We start from the raw sequence: 16,555 nt of genomic DNA on the forward strand, positions 1-16,555 counted from the left end.
ACATGGCTAAGGTCCAATTGAAGAACCTCGAAAAGGTCTACGGCAACGCATTCAAGGCTGTGCACGGGATCAATCTCGATATCGAGGATGGCGAGTTCATGGTCTTCGTCGGTCCCTCTGGCTGCGCCAAGTCCACCACATTGCGCATGGTCGCGGGGCTCGAGGAGATTTCGGGAGGCGAGGTCGTGATCGGCGACCAGCGGGTTAACGACCTGCCGCCCGGCAAACGCTCCATCGCAATGGTGTTCCAGAACTATGCACTCTACCCGCACATGAAAGTGCGCGGCAATCTGGCCTTCGGGTTGAAGATTGCCGGCAAGCCGAAGGCGGAGATCGACGCGGCTATCGCTCACGTAGCCAAGATCCTTGAAATCGAGCCGTTGCTCGATCGGTTGCCGAAGCAGCTCTCCGGCGGCCAGGCTCAGCGCGTGGCGCTTGGGCGTGCATTGATCAAGAAGCCCGGCGTCTTCCTGTTCGACGAGCCGCTGTCCAACCTCGACGCCAAGCTGCGTGCCTCGATGCGGGTCCGCATCACCGACCTGCACCGCCAGCTCAAGGCCGAAGGCTTATCCTCAACGGTCATTTACGTGACACACGACCAGACCGAGGCGATGACGATGGGCGACCGCATCTGCGTCATGCAGGCGGGCCACATCATGCAGGTTGCCGCGCCGAAGGAGCTCTACAATCGCCCGGCGAACCTTTTTGTCGCTGGCTTCATCGGCAGCCCCGAGATGAACCTTGTCGATGCCGAACTTGTCGACGGGCATCTTTCGATCGGGACCCAGCGCCTGCCGCTCGGCTCCAACCTTCAAGCAAGGCTCTCGGCGAGGCCGGCAGAGGCGGTGCTCGGCATGCGCCCGCAGCACCTCTCACTCGCCACCGACGGCCCTGCGTTCACAGCGAAACTCACGAATGCCGAGTTCATGGGCCATGAAGTCTACCTTCACGCCGATCTCGAGGGTCGAAAGCTGGTGAGTGTAGTGGGCGCCGCCGAATTCGAGGCTCTTGGCCGCTCCGATCTGATCCGGCTGCGCCCCGACCCCAGAAAGCTTCATGTTTTCGACAAGACCGATGGCCGCAACGTGTCGCTTTGAGGAGGCGATGCGTCGTTCAATTTCAAGGAGGAGAAACCAATGAGAATGACAGTAAAGAACGCTGCGCTCGCCAGCGTTGCATATGGCGCTCTCGCGCTCGCCACGGCAGCGCACGCCGCTGAGCTACGCATGGCGTGGTGGGGCGGCGAGAGCCGCCACGTTGCCACCCAGAAGGCGATCGCAGCTTGCGGTGAAAAATATGGCCATACCGTCAAAGGCGAGTTCACTGGTTTTGACGGCTACCTCGAAAAGTTAACGACCCAAATGGCCGGCAAGACCGAGGCCGATATCGTGCAGGTCAATTGGCCGTGGCTGCCGCTGTTTTCGAAAAATGGTGACGGTTTTGCGGACCTGCGGACGCTCCAGGCGATCGATCTTTCCAACTGGAGCGAAGCCGATCTCGCGGCGGGCTCAATGAACGGCGTCTTGCAGGGGCTTTCCGTCTCGACCACCGGCCGCGTCTTCTTCTTCAATGCCACGACCTTCGAGAAGGCCGGGGTGCCTATCCCGAAAACCTGGGAAGAGTTCTTCGCTACGACGGCAACGATTAAGGAGAAGCTTGGCAAGGACTATTACACCTTCAACGCCGTCAAGGAGACCGCGCAACTTCTAACGACATTGGCCGTCGTCCAGAAGACCGGAAAGGATCTCGTCGATCCTGAGACCAACCGTGTTGCCTGGACACCTGAGGAGCTGGCTGAAGGCATTTCCTTCCTCGGCAAGCTGGTCGAGACCGGCGCCATTCGCTCCCAGAAGGAAGAGGCCGCCGACGGCAACGTCAATCTGTTCGAGAAACCCTCTTGGGCCGAGGGGAAGGTCGCCGGTTCCTATGAATGGGATTCGACCTATTCCAAGTATGCCGATCCGTTGAAGGACGGTCAGGTGTTGACGCCCGTGCCGATGCTCAAGCTTGCTGATGCGGTAACGGACGGCGTCTATCGAAAGCCCTCCATGGTGTTCTCGATCTCGAAGAATTCGAAGGACCCAGCGGCTGCGGCGCAAATCGTCAACTGCCTGTTGAACGAGCCGGAGGGGATCGATGCACTCGGTACCTCTCGCGGCCTGCCGGCGTCGAAGGCCGCTGCCACTCGCCTTGGCGAAAAGGGCGAGCCCGAGGTGCGCGCCGCCAATGCCATCGTGCTGGCCGCCGGCGGGCCGACGGTTTCGCCGTTCAATGAACACCCAGAGATCCGCGCCGCCTTCATCGATACGCTCGAGGAATACGCCTACGGGCAGCTCGATGCCAAGGAGGCGGCAGAACAGATCATCGATACGGTGAACGACGTTCTCGCCAAGTTTGACTGATCGCTAAGACTGCCCGCCGTTGCTTGTCGCGGCGGGCGTCCCTGCGCCCTACGGGAAGCCTACACGAGAGAGATCATGACCCGACCATCCATCATCGCGCTGTCGGCGCGAACGGCGGCGCTTTGCCTGCCGGCACGCGGAGCGCTATACCACCTGCCGGCGACAGCGAAGTGGCGCCTTTCCTCGTCCGACGGGGACAATCAGATGCGGCAGGGAGAGACCTCCCTTGCTGTGCCTCTGCTGCACGAGCTTCAACCTCGCACACGTTACCGCTTCGAAGCGGAAGGGTTTGAAGCGGTCGAGTTTGACACCCCGTCCTGCGCGGGGCTCGTCGACGCCGCCGAGTTTGGTCTTGTCCTTGATGTTCTTCCCGAGGATTTCGACGGTGCCCGCCGGAATGCGGCTGCTTTGAGAGAGGCCGTTGCTGCGGTTCCGGTGGGCGGTACGTTGAGGGTGCCGGCTGGGGTCTGGACGGCATTTCCGGTCAAACTCAAGAGCCACATGACTTTCCACCTTTCCCAAGGGGCGGTCTTGCGAGCGCCGTCGGTGCGGCGCGGATGGCCCATCCTGCCCGCCCGTGACGCGTCCGGCCGGATGTTGGGGAGCTGGGAAGGCCTTCCGGCCGACTGTTTCGCAGCTCCGCTCCATGCCGTTGGCGTGAAAGAGTTGACAATCGAGGGGCAGGGCACGCTCGACGGTTCCGGCGATAGGGGCGACTGGTGGACCTGGCCGAAAGAAACGCGTGACGGTGCACGCCGCCCGCGCGGCCTTCATCTCGTTTCCTGCTCAAATGTGCAGCTCCTTGGCTTTGCCATCCGCAATGCGCCCTCCTGGACGATCCACCCGCAGGGCTGCAGGCAATTGACGGCGGCAGGACTATTCATTTCCGCTCCGTTCGACAGCCCAAATACCGATGGCTTCAATCCTGAAAGTTGTCGCGACGTGACAATCACCGGCGTGCGCTTTTCCGTCGGGGATGATTGCATCGCCGTGAAGGCCGGCAAACGCGGCCCAAATGGTGAGGATGACCATCTGAGCGAAACGCGTGGCGTGCGGGTGAGCCACTGCTTGATGGAGCGTGGCCACGGGGGGCTCGTCATTGGTTCGGAAATGTCTGGTGGCGTGCACGACGTTTCGATCGAGAATTGCGCCATGGTCGGTACAGATCGCGGCCTGCGCCTTAAGACGCGGCGCGGGCGTGGTGGAGCGATCACCGATATCGCTATGCGCAGCGTTCTTATGGACGGCGTCGAGACCGCGCTTTCTGCCAACGCACACTACCATTGCGATGCCGACGGCCACGACGCCTGGGTGCAATCCCGCCAGCCGGCTCCAGTCGATGTGGGCACGCCTGTCATCGACGGCGTCACGATCGAGGATGTCGAGATCCGGAAGTTGGCCCATGTCGCCGGTACCTTCCTTGGCCTGCCGGAGGCCCCAATCCGCAACATCAAAATTCGTCGGCTCAAGATCGTCTCCTTCAACTACGAGGCCACAGCCGCTCCTCCTGTCATGGCCGACGGGATCCGACCGATGCGGCATGAAACGATCGTCTCGGAACAAGCGGACGTCGATTGCGACGAGCCGGCGCTCCTGAGCACCGCCGCGATATCAACGCACTTCGAGTGAGAGATCCCATGAACCCGACCGACTATTTCGACCAGTTCGCGCATCGCTACAGTCCCTACAAGGGCGGGAGCTGGTGTTACGAAGACGGCTGCCTCTACCGAGGCCTTCAGCTGCTGTTTCAGGCGACGGGCGAGAAACGTTGGATGGACCATCTTCACCGGCTGGCCGATCGGCAAATCGGGCCCGATGGCTCACTCCTCGGCTACGATCCCACAGAATACAATATCGACCACATTCTCGCCGGACGATCGCTCTTTGCCTTGGCCAGGGATACCGGCGACGCCCGCTATCTCGCGGCGGCAGAACATCTGGCTGGTCAACTCGAAAGCCATCCGCGCATCCCCCAGGGCAACTACTGGCACAAGAAGCGCTACCCACACCAGGTCTGGCTCGATGGGCTCTATATGGGCCTGCCGTTTCAAATCGAATATGCGCTGGCCACGGATAGGCCGGCGCTTGTTACTGACGCCCTTCGGCAATTTTCGACGGCGCTTTCGCTAACGGCGACCCCGGCCGGCCTCTATGTTCATGGTTACGACGACAGCCGAAAACAGCTGTGGTCCGATCCGGAGACAGGCAAATCGCCTGCCGTGTGGGCACGGGCTGTTGGCTGGCTGGCGATGGCGCTCGTGGATGCGCTGGCGCTTCTACCTGATGACGAAATCTCCGGTCCTCATCGGCTGAGGGCACGCCAGCTTTTGGGGGAACTCATGGCGCGGCAGACATCGTCTGGCCTCTGGATGCAGGTGCTTGACGCACCGAACCTCGAAGGCAACTACGAGGAAAGCTCGGCCTCCGCCATGTTTGCCTATGCGCTGATCCGCGCCGCACGCCTTGGGCTCGTCGAACCTGATCGAGCGTCAGAGACAATCGCGGCCGGCCGCCGCGCACTCGACGCTCTGCTCTCTATGCGGCTCATTGCCGACGCCCAGGGCATAACCAGGCTGACGACGATCGTCTGCGTTGCAGGTCTCGGAGGCTTCGAAGGCACGTACAGGGACGGTACGCCCGGCTACTACCTCGCAGAACGGCTGGTGAGCGACGATCCCAAGGGCGTCGGTCCGCTGATGATGGCCTTCGCCGAAAGTGTCAGCAAACGTGTCGATCAGTCGCTCTCACCCGGGACGAGCGTCATGGGCCAGAGGAACCGCGCAGATCTCACCGGGTAAATGTCGGCAAAAGCCGGCATCGTACCAAGCAGGGATTCGGCAAGTGCTATGCCAAGATCGCGTAGGGACAGGCTGAAAGCCGTCAATCGGGGCGACAGGAATTGCGAATGCGGACTTTGACGACCGATGATCGCCATGTCCCGTCCGGGCTTTATGCTGGCTTCCACCAGTCCGCGATAAAGGCCGACAGTGATTGCTTCGTTGATGAGCACAATCGCCGTCGGACGGGTCTCAAGCGCACTCAGTTCCCGGGCGATTTGATACCCTCCCGCTTCGTTCGGGGTTGAGCGGAACACATGACGCTCGTCGAGGTGAAGCCCATGTCGGGCCAGGGTCGCACGGCACTGATCTTCAAACACATAGCCCAGGTTCATGTCGTCATGCGGCCGCGTAATCGCTATGTGCTTGTGGCCGTGCGCAACCAGCCGATCGATCGATGCTTCAGCCATGCCCTCGAAATCCAGATCAAGCCAGGGTTGACCGACATCTGTCAGGCTACGTCCGAGCGTGATGAACGGGATCTTGCGTTTGGACAACAGCTCGAAGCGGGCATCGTGTCGCCTTGTTGCGGAAAGGATGATGCCGTCGGCAAAACCGCGCGCGACAACGCGCTTCAAGTAGTCGTTCGGATCCTCCTCAGAGGAGCAGAGCAGGGCGACGAGGTCGAGCTTGTGACGAGCAAAGACGGTCTGGACACCGTCGAAGACGCTCATGAAGAATGTGTCCCCCTGGCCGGTGATTTCGGAGCCGGTCTGCATCATGAAGCCGATGACGCCGGTCGCGCCCTTGCGGAGCGCACGGCCCGATTGGTTGGCGACATAACCAAGGGACTCGGCTGCTTCGAGCACCCTTTTTCTGGTCTCTTCGTTGACGTCGGGCTTACCGTTCAGCGCCCGGGATACTGTCCCGATCGAGATATCGAGGTGTTCGGCAAGCTCGCGAATCCCCTTCATTTTTCCGCGTTCCTCCCCAGACCCGCGACTGGTCATTTTCACACCTCTTGACATAAAAACCCTTTGCCGCATAGTATCGTAAACGTTTACGGAAGACAATTGAGGAGTTGCTGCTTCCGTTTCTTGGAGGAAATCACGTGCGATACAGGGCCGTTTTGTGCGGGTGCGGAGCTATGGCCAAAGGCTGGCTGAGGGCGCTGACGGAGAGCGAACTTCTTCGCGTGAAAGTCGAGATTGTTGGCCTCGTCGATCTCGACCAGGCGACTGCTGAGGCGCTCGCTACCGAATTTAACCTTGGCGGGATCGTTATCGGAACGGACCTGCCGACCGTGCTTCGCGAGAGCCGCGCAGATCTTTTGTTCGACATCGTCGTTCCGGCCGCACGTCGTGCGGTGGTGGCCGCCGGACTTGCGCATGGTTGCCACGTTTTGAGTGAGAAGCCCATGGCCGCCTCGCTCGGCGAGGCACGCGAATTGCGTCGACTTGCTGCAGCGGCCTCGCGGATCCATGCGATCGTTCAAAACCGTCGCTTCATCAGCGGTGTTCGGCGCATACGCCGCCTCATCGAGTCGCTCGTTCTCGGTGAGCTGACGGCGTTGCATTGCGACTTTTTCCTCGGCCCGCATTTCGGAGGATTTCGCGAGCAGATGGACAATGTCTTGCTGCTCGACATGGCCATCCACACCTTCGATGCAGCGCGCTTCATGTCGGGCAAGGACCCGCTCGCGGTCTATTGCCACGAATACAATCCCAAGGGCTCCTGGTATCGCCATGGCGCGGCCGCCAATGCGATCTTCGAGTTCTCCGACAATGTCGCCTTCACCTATCGCGGTTCCTGGTGCGCTGAGGGTGCCAACACCAGTTGGGAGAGCGCGTGGCGCATCACCGGTTCGAAGGGCACCTTGCTTTGGGATGGCGGCGATCGCTTTGACGCCAAAGTCGTTACGGGTCAGGAGGGCTTCATGCGCACCGTTGAACCGGTTGCGGTGCCCGATACCGAAGATCTCGCCGATACGAACGGGCATGCCAGCGTGATCGAGAATTTCATCCGCGCGATCGACGCGGGAACCGTGCCGGAAACCGACGGCAGCGACAACATCAAGAGCCTTGCCATGGTCTTCGGCGCGATCGACAGCGCGCGGGATGGCAAACGCGTCACCATTGCAGCCTAGGGAGCCTATTTTGATCAACCCAAGCAAATCCATCCGTATTGGCACGATGATCTCTGCCACGAAGGGCGGTGCCGACAGGCGTATCGCCCAGATCGCGGGCATGGGCTTCGAGAGTTTCGAGCCCTTCTTCTGGCAAACGACGAATGGCCAGGACCTCGCCGACCTCGGCAAGCGTTGCGTGGCGGCGGTCGGCGATCGTGACATCACCATCTCCACGATCGGCATGTTCGGCAATCCGTTGGAGACGACCGCGATCGACGAAGAGACCTTGCAGGGCTGGCGAGACTGCATCGACAATGCCCACCACTTCGGCGCGACCTGCGTTGCCGGGTTCACCGGCCGCCTTCGCGGCAAGCCTTTGACCGACAGCCTGCCGCGTTACAGGAAAATCTGGTCCGAGCTGTCGAAACGTGCCGCCGACAAGGGCGTAAGGATTGCATTCGAGAACTGTGCCATGGACGGCAACTGGCATACCGGCGATTGGAACATCGCGCATAATCCGGATGCCTGGGAACTGATCTTCAACGAGACGCCAGACGACCACATCGGGCTCGAATGGGAGCCATGCCATCAAATGGTCTATCTGATCGATCCGCTGCCGCAGATCCGCAAATGGGCAAGCAAGATCTTCCACGTGCACGGCAAGGACGCGACCATCCGCTGGGACGTCATCCGTGAACACGGGATCTTCGGCAAAGAGAAATTCGTCTTCATGCGTACGCCCGGCTTTGGCGACACGAACTGGACCGACGTGATCTCCGAACTTCGGTTGGCTGGTTGGTCCGGCTCGATCGATATCGAAGGCTGGCATGACCCGGTCTATCGCGACGATCTGGAGATGACCGGCCAGGTTCACGGCCTGAATTACCTCAAAACGTGCCGGGGCGGCGACTTCGTCATCGATCCGGTCTGAGACGTGCATGTTGGCCGGCACGGAGGATGCCGGCTCGGGGATAATCAAAGGAGGAGAAAATGGCTATCCGCGGATCCGCAATCCTGGGCGCGCTCGCCCTTGCAGGTGTCTCTCTATTCGGCCTCACCGCCAAGGCGGAGGATGTCACGATCAGCGTCTGGTCGCTCGATCGCGATATTCAACCCGCACCGAACTTGATTTCGGACTTCAACAAGCTGAACACTGGCATCAAGGTGGAGTACCGCCAGATCCAGTTTGACGACGTCGTCAGCGAGGCGATGCGCGCCTATTCGACCGGGCAGGCACCCGACATCATCGCTATCGACAATCCTGAGCATGCGCTTTTTTCGTCGCGCGGCGCGTTCCTCGATCTCACCGATATGATCGCCAAGTCGACGGTGGTCAAGACGTCGACCTATTTCCCTGGCCCGCTCGCCTCCACCATGTGGGATGGCAAGAATTACGGTCTTCCCAAGGCCACGAACACGATTGCGCTCTACTACAACAAGGACATGTTCAAGACGAAGGGCCTCGATCCTTCCAAGCCGCCGCAAACCTGGGACGAACTCGTCGATGCGGCTCGCAAGCTGACGGACCCTGCGGCCAACGTTTATGGGATCGCGTTTTCAGCTAAGGCGAACGAGGAGGGGACCTTCCAGTTTCTCCCCTGGGCCCAAATGGCCGGTGGTGGCTACGAGCACATCAATTCGGATGGCGCCGTCAAGGCGCTCGACATCTGGAAGACCATCATTACGGAGAAGCTGGCGTCGCCGGACACGCTCACCCGCGGACAGTGGGATTCGACCGGTACCTTCAACTCCGGCAACGCCGCCATGGTCATCTCCGGTCCGTGGGAGCTCGACCGGATGGTCAAGGAGGCGAAGTTCGACTGGGGTGTCGCTCTGTTGCCCGTGCCTGAGCTCGGTGCGGAGCGTTCATCGGCCATGGGCGATTTCAACTGGGCGATATTCTCCAACACGCAACACCCTGCCGAAGCGTTCAAGGTGCTCGAGTACTTCGTCTCGCAGGACGATCGCATGTTCAAGGACTTCGGCCAGCTTCCCGCCCGTTCCGACATCGCTATTCCGGAGACTGGCGTGCCGCTCAAGGACGCGGCCCTTAAGGTCTTCAATGAGCAGTTGAAATACGCAAAGCCGCGCGGCCCGCACCCGGAATGGCCGAAGATCTCAAAGGCAATCCAGGATGCAATCCAGGCAGCGTTGACGGGACAGATGAGCTCGAAGGAAGCACTCGACCAGGCTGCTGAAAAGATAAAGGCAGTCCTGGGCTAAAGTCTTGGCCAAGGCGGCCTAGAGGCATCCCGCCTGAACCGGAGAGCCGGGCCGCCTTCCGCAAGCGCTCGATCGCATTGAGGCGCTGGGACGGAAACCCGCAAAAACCATGCCGGCTATGCCGGCGTGGTTCTGGTTGTCTAGTTTGCAGGCCAAGCTGCGTCAGCCCAAATGCGCTGAGGCCTTGGCGGCGGAGGAGCTCATGAAACGCCTTCTATCCAGCATCATCGACGGCCGCGGCTTCGATATCGGCCTCGTGAGCCTGCCGCTCGCCTTCCTGCTAACCCTGTCCGGCCTGCCACTGCTCTACAACATCGCCATGAGCTTCCAGGAGGTGGACATGTTCAGCCTCGGCAGCTTCTGGCGCCCGTTCGTCGGTCTCAAGAACTACCGCGATCTCTTCGCCCAGCCGGAAACCTGGCCGATCCTGGCCAATACCGCGACTTTCGTCGTCGCCTCGATCGCCGGTCAGTTCCTCGTCGGCTTTGGACTGGCGCTGTTCTTTTGGACAAATTTTCCAGGCGCCTCGTGGGTGCGGGGTCTGTTTCTGGTTTCCTGGGTGATGCCTGGCCTCGTGGTTGGCGCGATCTGGAATTGGATCCTGTCGGGCGATTTTGGCGTGCTCAACTTCATGCTGCGGGAAACAGGCCTCATCGACAGCAATATTTTCTGGCGCTCGGATCCCGGTTACTCGCTCTGGGCCGTCATCATCGCGAATATCTGGCTCGGTACCTCCTTCAACATGATCCTGATGTCCGTCGGTCTGTCGGCCATTCCGCGGGACCTTTATGAGGCGTCCGAATTGGATGGTGCCAATGTCTGGCAACGCTTCTGGACGATCACGCTGCCGATGATGCGCTCGTCCGTAGGGGCCATCATCGCGCTCGGGCTCATTTTCACGCTGCAGCAGTTCGATCTTTTCGCCTCGATCACGTCCGGAGGGCCGAACAATGCCTCCAACGTCACGCAATACTGGGCCTGGGATCTGTCTTTCCGGCAGTACGATTTCGCCAAGGGCGCGACGATCTCGGTGATCATGATCGTCTTTGTGATGATCGCTTCTGTCGTCTACGTGCGTTCGACACGACATGAGGTGCGCGGATGAGCAACGTATCCCGGGATCGCCTGCTTCTCGCAATCGCGATCATTCTCGCCGGCCTTTATCTGTTCCCACTCTACTGGATGTACATCACCACGATCAAATCGGGGTCGGAGATGTTTGCCACTCCGCCGACCTTCTGGCCGAGCGATCCCCAGTGGCAAATCTTCGGCAACGTGTGGCAGAGCCGGAACATGGGCCGGTACATCTGGAACTCCTTGGTCATCGCCTGCGGAGCGGTCAGCGTCATCACCGTGCTTGGTGTTGGCTGCGCCTACGTGCTGGCGCGCTATCGCAACATCTGGATCGATATCGGGCTCTTCCTCATCCTCATGTTGCAGGTCCTTCCGGCGTCGCTGATGGTGACGCCGATTTTCGTGGGCTTTTCGCAAGTTGGGTTGCTCAACTATCCGCGGCTTGCCGTCATCCTGGCGATTGCGGCCAAGAGCATGCCGTTCTTCGTCGTCCTGGTGCGCGCGACCTTCATGAGCGTGCCACAGGAACTGGAGGAAGCAGCCCTTGTCGACGGCAACTCCAGGGTCGGCGCATTCTTCAATATCGTCCTGCCGCTCGCACGCAACGGCATCCTCGTCAGTGCGATCCTGATTTTCATGCAGGCCTTTGGCGAGTTCGTCTATTCGAAATCGATGATCCAGGCCGTCGAGCTGCAACCGGCAAGCGTGGGGTTGAACTCCTTCATGGGGCCAAACACCAATGAATGGAACAATATCATGGCCTACGCGGCGATCTACGTGACGCCGATCCTCGCCATTTTCGTCCTCCTGCAACGCCGCATCGTCTCTGGTCTTACCTCGGGAGCGCTCAAATGAATGCCCAGATCGAACTAAGGAACGTCAACAAGTATTATGGTGCCTACCATGCGCTGAAGGACATCGAGCTTTCGATCCGCAAAGGCAGCTTTACAGCTCTCGTCGGTCCGTCAGGTTGCGGGAAGTCGACGTTGTTGCGGTCTCTGGCGGGCCTGGAGAGCATATCGTCCGGTACGCTCAAGATCGCTGGCGAGGTGATGAATGCAGTGCCGCCGCGCAAGCGCGATGTGGCGATGGTGTTCCAGTCCTACGCGCTCTATCCGCACATGACGGTTGAGGAAAACCTGACTTATAGCCTACGCATCAGGGGCGTTGCCAAGGCCGAACGCAAGAAGGCGGCACATGAAGTTGCCGCCGTCACCGGGCTCACGCATCTCCTGGCGCGCTACCCGCGCGAGCTTTCCGGGGGTCAGCGGCAACGCGTAGCGATGAGCCGGGCGATTATCCGGCACCCAAAGGCGTTCCTGTTCGACGAGCCGCTCTCCAATCTTGATGCCGCACTTCGCGTTCATATGCGCAAAGAAATCCGCGCGCTGCACGATCGGCTGGGCGCCACGTCGGTCTATGTCACGCACGATCAGGTGGAAGCGATGACAATGGCGGACCATGTCGTCATCATGCGTGACGGCGTCATCGAACAACAGGGCAGTCCGCTTGAGCTTTATGACCGGCCGGCTAACAAGTTCGTGGCCGGCTTCATTGGATCTCCTGCCATGAATTTCCTGCCCGCGGTCGGCGGTCCGGACGGACGCTCGATCATCCTCGATGTCGGTACCAAACAAACGATCGCCCTTAACCGGACGGTGCAGCCAGGACAGGCCTTGAGCGTCGGCTTGCGTCCGGAGCATATCGAACTTGCGGCAGCCGATGAGGGCATTCTCTCAGCACCAGTGGCAATGATCGAATCGACCGGTGCGACGTGCTTTCTGACAATGGCAACCACGCCCGAGCTGTCGGTGGTCTTCAATGGCCGATCGGTCGCAAGAGCAGGCGACCGGGTCGGACTGAGCTTTGCTCCCGGCAGCATGCATCTTTTCGATGCCGATACCCAGCGCCGCCTTGCCGATTGAAGCCCGAACTATCCAGGCGCGCACCGCCAAAAAAGGAGCCTGCCGACGCCTCGGCTGCGCGTTCCCGGCCAACTCGTCGGTTCTCAGCGGTGGCTCGACCCGCTTCGAGGATCATGCTTTCCCGATCTGAGCGACACGGAGATTATTCGTGCTGCCTTCAGTCGCGAACGGGAATCCGCTGACGATGACAGTTTGAAGGTCCGTCCGACGCCGGTGAGGAACAACGATTTGAGCGTTTCGGGCGAATTTGAAGCCGGCCCGACCGTCGCAACGATCTTGGCCTTGCGGTTGCTGCGTGGGAGCATGATTTCTATCCGATCAGGATTGCGCGTATGTCATTGACGTTTGTGAGTGTTGGCCCGGTGACGACAAGGTCGCCAATCGCCTTGAATGCGGTGTAGCTGTCATGTTGTGAAAGCGCGGTGCGCGGAGCAATGCCGACTTGCTGCAGACGGGTAAGGGTGTCAGGAGTGACGAAAGCACCCGCAGCGTCCTCGAGACCGTCGATACCGTCTGTGTCTCCGGCAATTGCCCAGATCGAATTTGCACCACTCAAGCCAATCGCAAGGCTCAGCAGGAATTCGGTGTTGCGGCCGCCACGTCCGGTCGAGCCTTTCGGCAAGGACACGGACGTTTCTCCGCCCGACAGGAGCACGGCTGGTCCCGCAACCGGTAAGCCCTTGTCGCGCGCGGAGAGCGCGATGCCGGCAAAGACTGTACCGACTTCTCTCGCTTCTCCCTCAAGCGCATCGCCAAGGATCAAGGGGCGGATCCCGTGAGATTGCGCAACTTGTGCCGCCGCATGCAGGGCTGTGGACGGTGAGGCTATCAGCCGCGTTTCTGCGTTAATCGGGGCGCTCGCCGCCGCGGAGCCGCCACCGTCGAGAACGGCGATCGCTTCCGGTGGAAGAGCGAGTTTGTAGCGCGCGACGATTTCGCGAGCCTCGACAACGCCCGTCTCGTTGGAGACAGTGGGTCCCGAGGCAATTTCGGAAGAGTTGTCGCCCGGCACGTCGGAGATCACGAGCGTGACGACCCTTGCAGGATATGCTGCCTGCGCGAGCCGTCCGCCTTTTATGTTTGAAAGCTGCTTTCGAACGGTGTTCATCTCCGAGATCGTCGCACCGCTGGCAAGCAGCATCCGGTTGACCTCCTTCTTGTCAGCCAACGTCATGTTGCCGGCTGGAGCAACCAGCAAAGCGGAACCGCCGCCTGAAATCAGGGCAATGACCAGATCGTCCGGCCCAAGGTCGCGGACCTTCTCAAGGATACGTGTCGCCGCCTCAACGCTCATCGCGTCGGGGACCGGATGGGCCGCTTCGACGATTTCGATGCGCCCGGCAGGAACTGCATGGCCATACCTCGTCACGACTAGTCCGGAAAGTTCAACGTCGCTCCATGCGGCGTCGAGTGCCGCCGCCATCGCAGCCGAAGCCTTTCCGGCTCCGATCACGATGCAGCGGCCCTTGGGCGGATCGGGCAGGTGGTTTGACACCACTCTAACCGGATCCGCGCTGGTGACCGCTGCGTCGAACATTTGACGCAGCGCATCGCGGGCGGATGTATCGCTAAAGGTCATTCGGCAGCAACGAGGATGTTTGAGCCGGCGATCGCCTCGCAAACGGCATCGGTCACCTGCTGTGTGGTGGCGGTGCCGCCGACATCAGGGGTGAGGATGCCTGCCTCGGTGACGCGTTCGACAGCCGTCATCAGTCTTGTCGCAGCGTCTTTTTCTCCGAGATGTTCGAGCATCTGGGCGGCCGTCCAGAAGGTGGCGATGGGGTTGGCGATGCCCTTGCCGGTGATGTCGAAAGCTGAGCCGTGAATCGGCTCGAACATTGATGGGAAGCGACGCTCCGGGTCGATATTGGCAGTCGGTGCGACGCCGAGGGAACCAGCAAGGGCGCCGGCGAGATCCGACAGGATGTCGGCATGCAGGTTGGTCGCTACAATGGTGTCAAGACTTTCCGGCCTCAGGGTCATGCGCACCGTCATCGCGTCGACTAGCATCTTGTCCCAGGTCACATCCGGGAATTCCTTCGAAACTTCGGCAGCGATCTCGTCCCACATGACCATGCCATGCCGCTGCGCGTTCGACTTGGTGACGACGGTCAAGAGCTTGCGCGGCCGCGACTGGGCGAGTTTGAAGGCGTAGCGCATAATGCGGGTAACGCCGACGCGTGTGAAGATGGCAACCTCGGTGCCAACTTCCTCCGGCAGCCCCTTGTGGGCGCGACCGCCGTGGCCCGAGTATTCGCCTTCGGAATTTTCTCGAACGATGACCCAGTCCAGGTCGCCTGGCCCGCAGTTGCGCAGCGGCGGAGTAATTCCTGGGAGTATCTTGGTCGGTCGGACGTTGGCATACTGGTCAAAGCCCTGGCAGATTGGAAGACGCAGGCCCCAGAGCGTGATGTGATCGGGGACATCCGGCGCACCAACCGCACCAAAGTAGATTGCGTCGAACTTCTTGAGTGTCTCCAAACCATCGGCCGGCATCATGACGCCATGTTTTTTGTAGTAATCCGAGCCCCAGTCAAAGGTTTCGGAGTGGATCTTGAAGTCGCCGCTACGCTTCTCCAGCGCCTCAAGGACCTGAAGACCCGCTGCGATCACTTCCGGGCCAATTCCGTCGGCCGGTATCGCTGCAATTTTGTATTCGCGCATTGTTGTTCTCCAATCTGGATTTCAATGTTGAATGGAAGCCGTCCGAGTGGCCTCGCGGGAGGCCCCGCGAGCAAGGATCAGAGTGACCACTGCCGAAATCACGAGCAGTGCCGCGACGAAGTAGAGACCACCGGCAAAACTCCCTGTCGTGTCCTTGATCCAGCCGATCATCGAGGGGCCGACGAAGCCGCCGAGGTTGCCCAATGAATTGATGGTGGCGATACCAGCGGCTGCGGCCGGGCCTGAGAGGAACATCGTCGGCATGCTCCACAGCGGCGGCTTGGAGGCGCTGATCCCGATGTTCACAAGCGTCAGGGCGATCATCACGGCAAACACAGTCGTCGCACCGGTTGCAAAGACAAGGCCCGCGGCAGCCAGCAGACAGGCACCGACAACGTGCCAAGTGCGTTCGCCGGTCCTGTCGGAATGGCGTGCCCAGACAATCATGCCGATCACAGCAAAAACAGCTGGAATGGAATTGATCAAACCAACGTGGAAAGACGAAAGGCCAAAGCTCTTGATGATCTGTGGTGCCCAGATTCCGAGCGTGTAGAGACCTGCTGACGTGCCAAAGTAGATGAGCGAAAGTGCAAGGACCCTTACATCAGCGAGCCCTGCCCAGATGCCGTGGCTTGCCTTCACCTTGCCGGCCTGTTCCTGCTCCATGGTCTTCACAAGCCAAGCACGCTCGTCGTCGGTAAGCCACTTTGCCTTTTCCGGTCGGTCCGTCAGGAAAAACAATACGACGACACCGAAGATTACCGCCGGAACAGCTTCGATGATGAACATCCACTGCCAGCCGGCCAGGCCCCAGATGCCATGCATCTCGAGAAGGGCGCCAGAAATAGGCGACCCGATGGCTGTTGCAAGCGGAGCAGCTGCCATAAACATCGCGGTGACAGCCGCTCGGCGACGCGCAGGAAACCAATAGCTCAGATAAAGAATGATGCCTGGGAAGAACCCAGCTTCGGCCACGCCCAGCAAGAAGCGCAGGGTGTAGAAGCTCGTCGTGCCTTGGACCAGCGCCATCGCGCCCGATACCAGGCCCCAAGTAATCATCACCCGGGCAATCCAGATGCGGGCGCCGACTTTGTGGAGAATGAGGTTCGACGGCACCTCGAAAAGAAAGTAGCCGAGAAAAAAGATGCCCGCGCCCACGCCGAAGACGGTCGATGAAAATCCAAGGTCCTGGTTCATCGTCAAAGACGCGAAGCCGATGTTCACGCGATCGATGAACGCGATCAGGTAGAGAACCATGATGAATGGCACGATGCGCCATGTGATTTTGCGCAATACGCGCGTCTCCCGGTCGCTCGTCAAAACAAGCTCCTCCCTATGTTCGAACCCGGCGCGTCCTCTCGC

14 protein-coding genes are annotated in these 16,555 nt (G+C 60.3%); 10 read left to right on the top strand and 4 right to left on the bottom strand.

From position 1 onward, the window contains the following. Positions 1 to 2 precede the first annotated feature (2 nt). The 4 genes from FA04_RS30580 to FA04_RS30595 all read left to right on the top strand — a co-directional run bounded on the left by FA04_RS30580 (position 3) and on the right by FA04_RS30595 (position 5,200). Positions 3 to 1,097, top strand: a complete 1,095-nt coding sequence (locus FA04_RS30580) for an ABC transporter ATP-binding protein (RefSeq protein ID WP_034798661.1) — start codon at positions 3 to 5, stop codon at positions 1,095 to 1,097. 39 nt (positions 1,098 to 1,136) lie between these two features. Continuing rightward, on the top strand, positions 1,137 to 2,402 hold the full coding sequence (locus FA04_RS30585; protein ID WP_034798663.1) for an ABC transporter substrate-binding protein: 1,266 nt from the start codon (positions 1,137 to 1,139) through the stop codon (positions 2,400 to 2,402). A gap of 75 nt (positions 2,403 to 2,477) precedes the next feature. Then, positions 2,478 to 4,031 (top strand): polygalacturonase PglA, encoded by a 1,554-nt coding sequence (gene pglA / locus FA04_RS30590; RefSeq protein ID WP_034798666.1) that lies wholly within the window; start codon positions 2,478 to 2,480, stop codon positions 4,029 to 4,031. Positions 4,032 to 4,039: 8 nt separating this feature from the next. Continuing rightward, the gene (locus FA04_RS30595) at positions 4,040 to 5,200 is read left to right on the top strand and encodes a glycoside hydrolase family 88/105 protein (protein ID WP_051659455.1); all 1,161 of its coding nucleotides are present in this window, start codon (positions 4,040 to 4,042) and stop codon (positions 5,198 to 5,200) included. Here FA04_RS30595 and FA04_RS30600 read toward each other — a convergent pair. Then, positions 5,137 to 6,153 carry a LacI family DNA-binding transcriptional regulator gene (locus FA04_RS30600; RefSeq protein WP_034798668.1) on the bottom strand — a complete coding sequence of 339 codons (1,017 nt, stop codon included), beginning with the start codon at positions 6,151 to 6,153 and terminating at the stop codon, positions 5,137 to 5,139. The two genes, FA04_RS30595 and FA04_RS30600, sit on opposite strands and share 64 nt — an antisense overlap. 137 nt (positions 6,154 to 6,290) lie before the next feature. Between FA04_RS30600 and FA04_RS30605 the strand changes: the two genes are divergently transcribed. The 6 genes from FA04_RS30605 (at position 6,291) to FA04_RS30630 (ending at position 12,529) form a co-directional block, all read left to right on the top strand. Then, on the top strand, positions 6,291 to 7,325 hold the full coding sequence (locus FA04_RS30605) for a Gfo/Idh/MocA family protein (RefSeq protein WP_082936614.1): 1,035 nt from the start codon (positions 6,291 to 6,293) through the stop codon (positions 7,323 to 7,325). Positions 7,326 to 7,335: 10 nt separating this feature from the next. Continuing rightward, positions 7,336 to 8,238 (top strand): sugar phosphate isomerase/epimerase family protein, encoded by a 903-nt coding sequence (locus FA04_RS30610; RefSeq protein ID WP_034798673.1) that lies wholly within the window; start codon positions 7,336 to 7,338, stop codon positions 8,236 to 8,238. A gap of 59 nt (positions 8,239 to 8,297) precedes the next feature. Then, positions 8,298 to 9,530, top strand: a complete 1,233-nt coding sequence (locus FA04_RS30615) for an ABC transporter substrate-binding protein (protein WP_034798675.1) — start codon at positions 8,298 to 8,300, stop codon at positions 9,528 to 9,530. 202 nt (positions 9,531 to 9,732) lie between these two features. Beyond that, the gene (locus FA04_RS30620; RefSeq protein WP_034798678.1) at positions 9,733 to 10,635 is read left to right on the top strand and encodes a carbohydrate ABC transporter permease; all 903 of its coding nucleotides are present in this window, start codon (positions 9,733 to 9,735) and stop codon (positions 10,633 to 10,635) included. Next, entirely contained in the window at positions 10,632 to 11,459 is an 828-nt protein-coding gene (locus tag FA04_RS30625) for a carbohydrate ABC transporter permease (RefSeq protein ID WP_034798680.1), read from the top strand. Before FA04_RS30620 ends, FA04_RS30625 begins: the two co-directional genes overlap by 4 nt. Then, positions 11,456 to 12,529, top strand: a complete 1,074-nt coding sequence (locus FA04_RS30630; protein WP_034798682.1) for an ABC transporter ATP-binding protein — start codon at positions 11,456 to 11,458, stop codon at positions 12,527 to 12,529. Before FA04_RS30625 ends, FA04_RS30630 begins: the two co-directional genes overlap by 4 nt. A gap of 310 nt (positions 12,530 to 12,839) precedes the next feature. On the opposite strand, the gene FA04_RS30635 is transcribed toward FA04_RS30630, so the two are convergent. Genes FA04_RS30635 through FA04_RS30645 form a run of 3 tightly spaced genes read right to left on the bottom strand, consistent with a single transcriptional unit; the run spans position 12,840 to position 16,513 of the window. Beyond that, the gene (locus tag FA04_RS30635; protein WP_034798684.1) at positions 12,840 to 14,108 is read right to left on the bottom strand and encodes a glycerate kinase type-2 family protein; all 1,269 of its coding nucleotides are present in this window, start codon (positions 14,106 to 14,108) and stop codon (positions 12,840 to 12,842) included. Then, entirely contained in the window at positions 14,105 to 15,193 is a 1,089-nt protein-coding gene (locus FA04_RS30640) for a tartrate dehydrogenase (RefSeq protein ID WP_034798686.1), read from the bottom strand. Before FA04_RS30640 ends, FA04_RS30635 begins: the two co-directional genes overlap by 4 nt. Positions 15,194 to 15,214: 21 nt before the next feature. After that, on the bottom strand, positions 15,215 to 16,513 hold the full coding sequence (locus FA04_RS30645) for an MFS transporter (RefSeq protein WP_034798689.1): 1,299 nt from the start codon (positions 16,511 to 16,513) through the stop codon (positions 15,215 to 15,217). Between the last annotated feature and the right edge of the window lie 42 nt (positions 16,514 to 16,555).

Source organism: Ensifer adhaerens, assembly GCF_000697965.2.
GTDB lineage: Bacteria > Pseudomonadota > Alphaproteobacteria > Rhizobiales > Rhizobiaceae > Ensifer > Ensifer adhaerens.

What these genes read in the sequence shown, in the direction of transcription:
- FA04_RS30580 (WP_034798661.1), top strand. Translation starts at nt 3, where the DNA reads ATGGCTAAGGTCCAATTGAAGAACCTCGAAAAGGTCTACGGCAACGCA.
- FA04_RS30585 (WP_034798663.1), top strand. Translation starts at nt 1,137, where the DNA reads ATGAGAATGACAGTAAAGAACGCTGCGCTCGCCAGCGTTGCATATGGC.
- pglA (WP_034798666.1), top strand. Translation starts at nt 2,478, where the DNA reads ATGACCCGACCATCCATCATCGCGCTGTCGGCGCGAACGGCGGCGCTT.
- FA04_RS30595 (WP_051659455.1), top strand. Translation starts at nt 4,040, where the DNA reads ATGAACCCGACCGACTATTTCGACCAGTTCGCGCATCGCTACAGTCCC.
- FA04_RS30600 (WP_034798668.1), bottom strand. Translation starts at nt 6,153, where the DNA reads ATGAAGGGGATTCGCGAGCTTGCCGAACACCTCGATATCTCGATCGGG.
- FA04_RS30615 (WP_034798675.1), top strand. Translation starts at nt 8,298, where the DNA reads ATGGCTATCCGCGGATCCGCAATCCTGGGCGCGCTCGCCCTTGCAGGT.
- FA04_RS30620 (WP_034798678.1), top strand. Translation starts at nt 9,733, where the DNA reads ATGAAACGCCTTCTATCCAGCATCATCGACGGCCGCGGCTTCGATATC.
- FA04_RS30625 (WP_034798680.1), top strand. Translation starts at nt 10,632, where the DNA reads ATGAGCAACGTATCCCGGGATCGCCTGCTTCTCGCAATCGCGATCATT.
- FA04_RS30630 (WP_034798682.1), top strand. Translation starts at nt 11,456, where the DNA reads ATGAATGCCCAGATCGAACTAAGGAACGTCAACAAGTATTATGGTGCC.
- FA04_RS30635 (WP_034798684.1), bottom strand. Translation starts at nt 14,108, where the DNA reads ATGACCTTTAGCGATACATCCGCCCGCGATGCGCTGCGTCAAATGTTC.
- FA04_RS30640 (WP_034798686.1), bottom strand. Translation starts at nt 15,193, where the DNA reads ATGCGCGAATACAAAATTGCAGCGATACCGGCCGACGGAATTGGCCCG.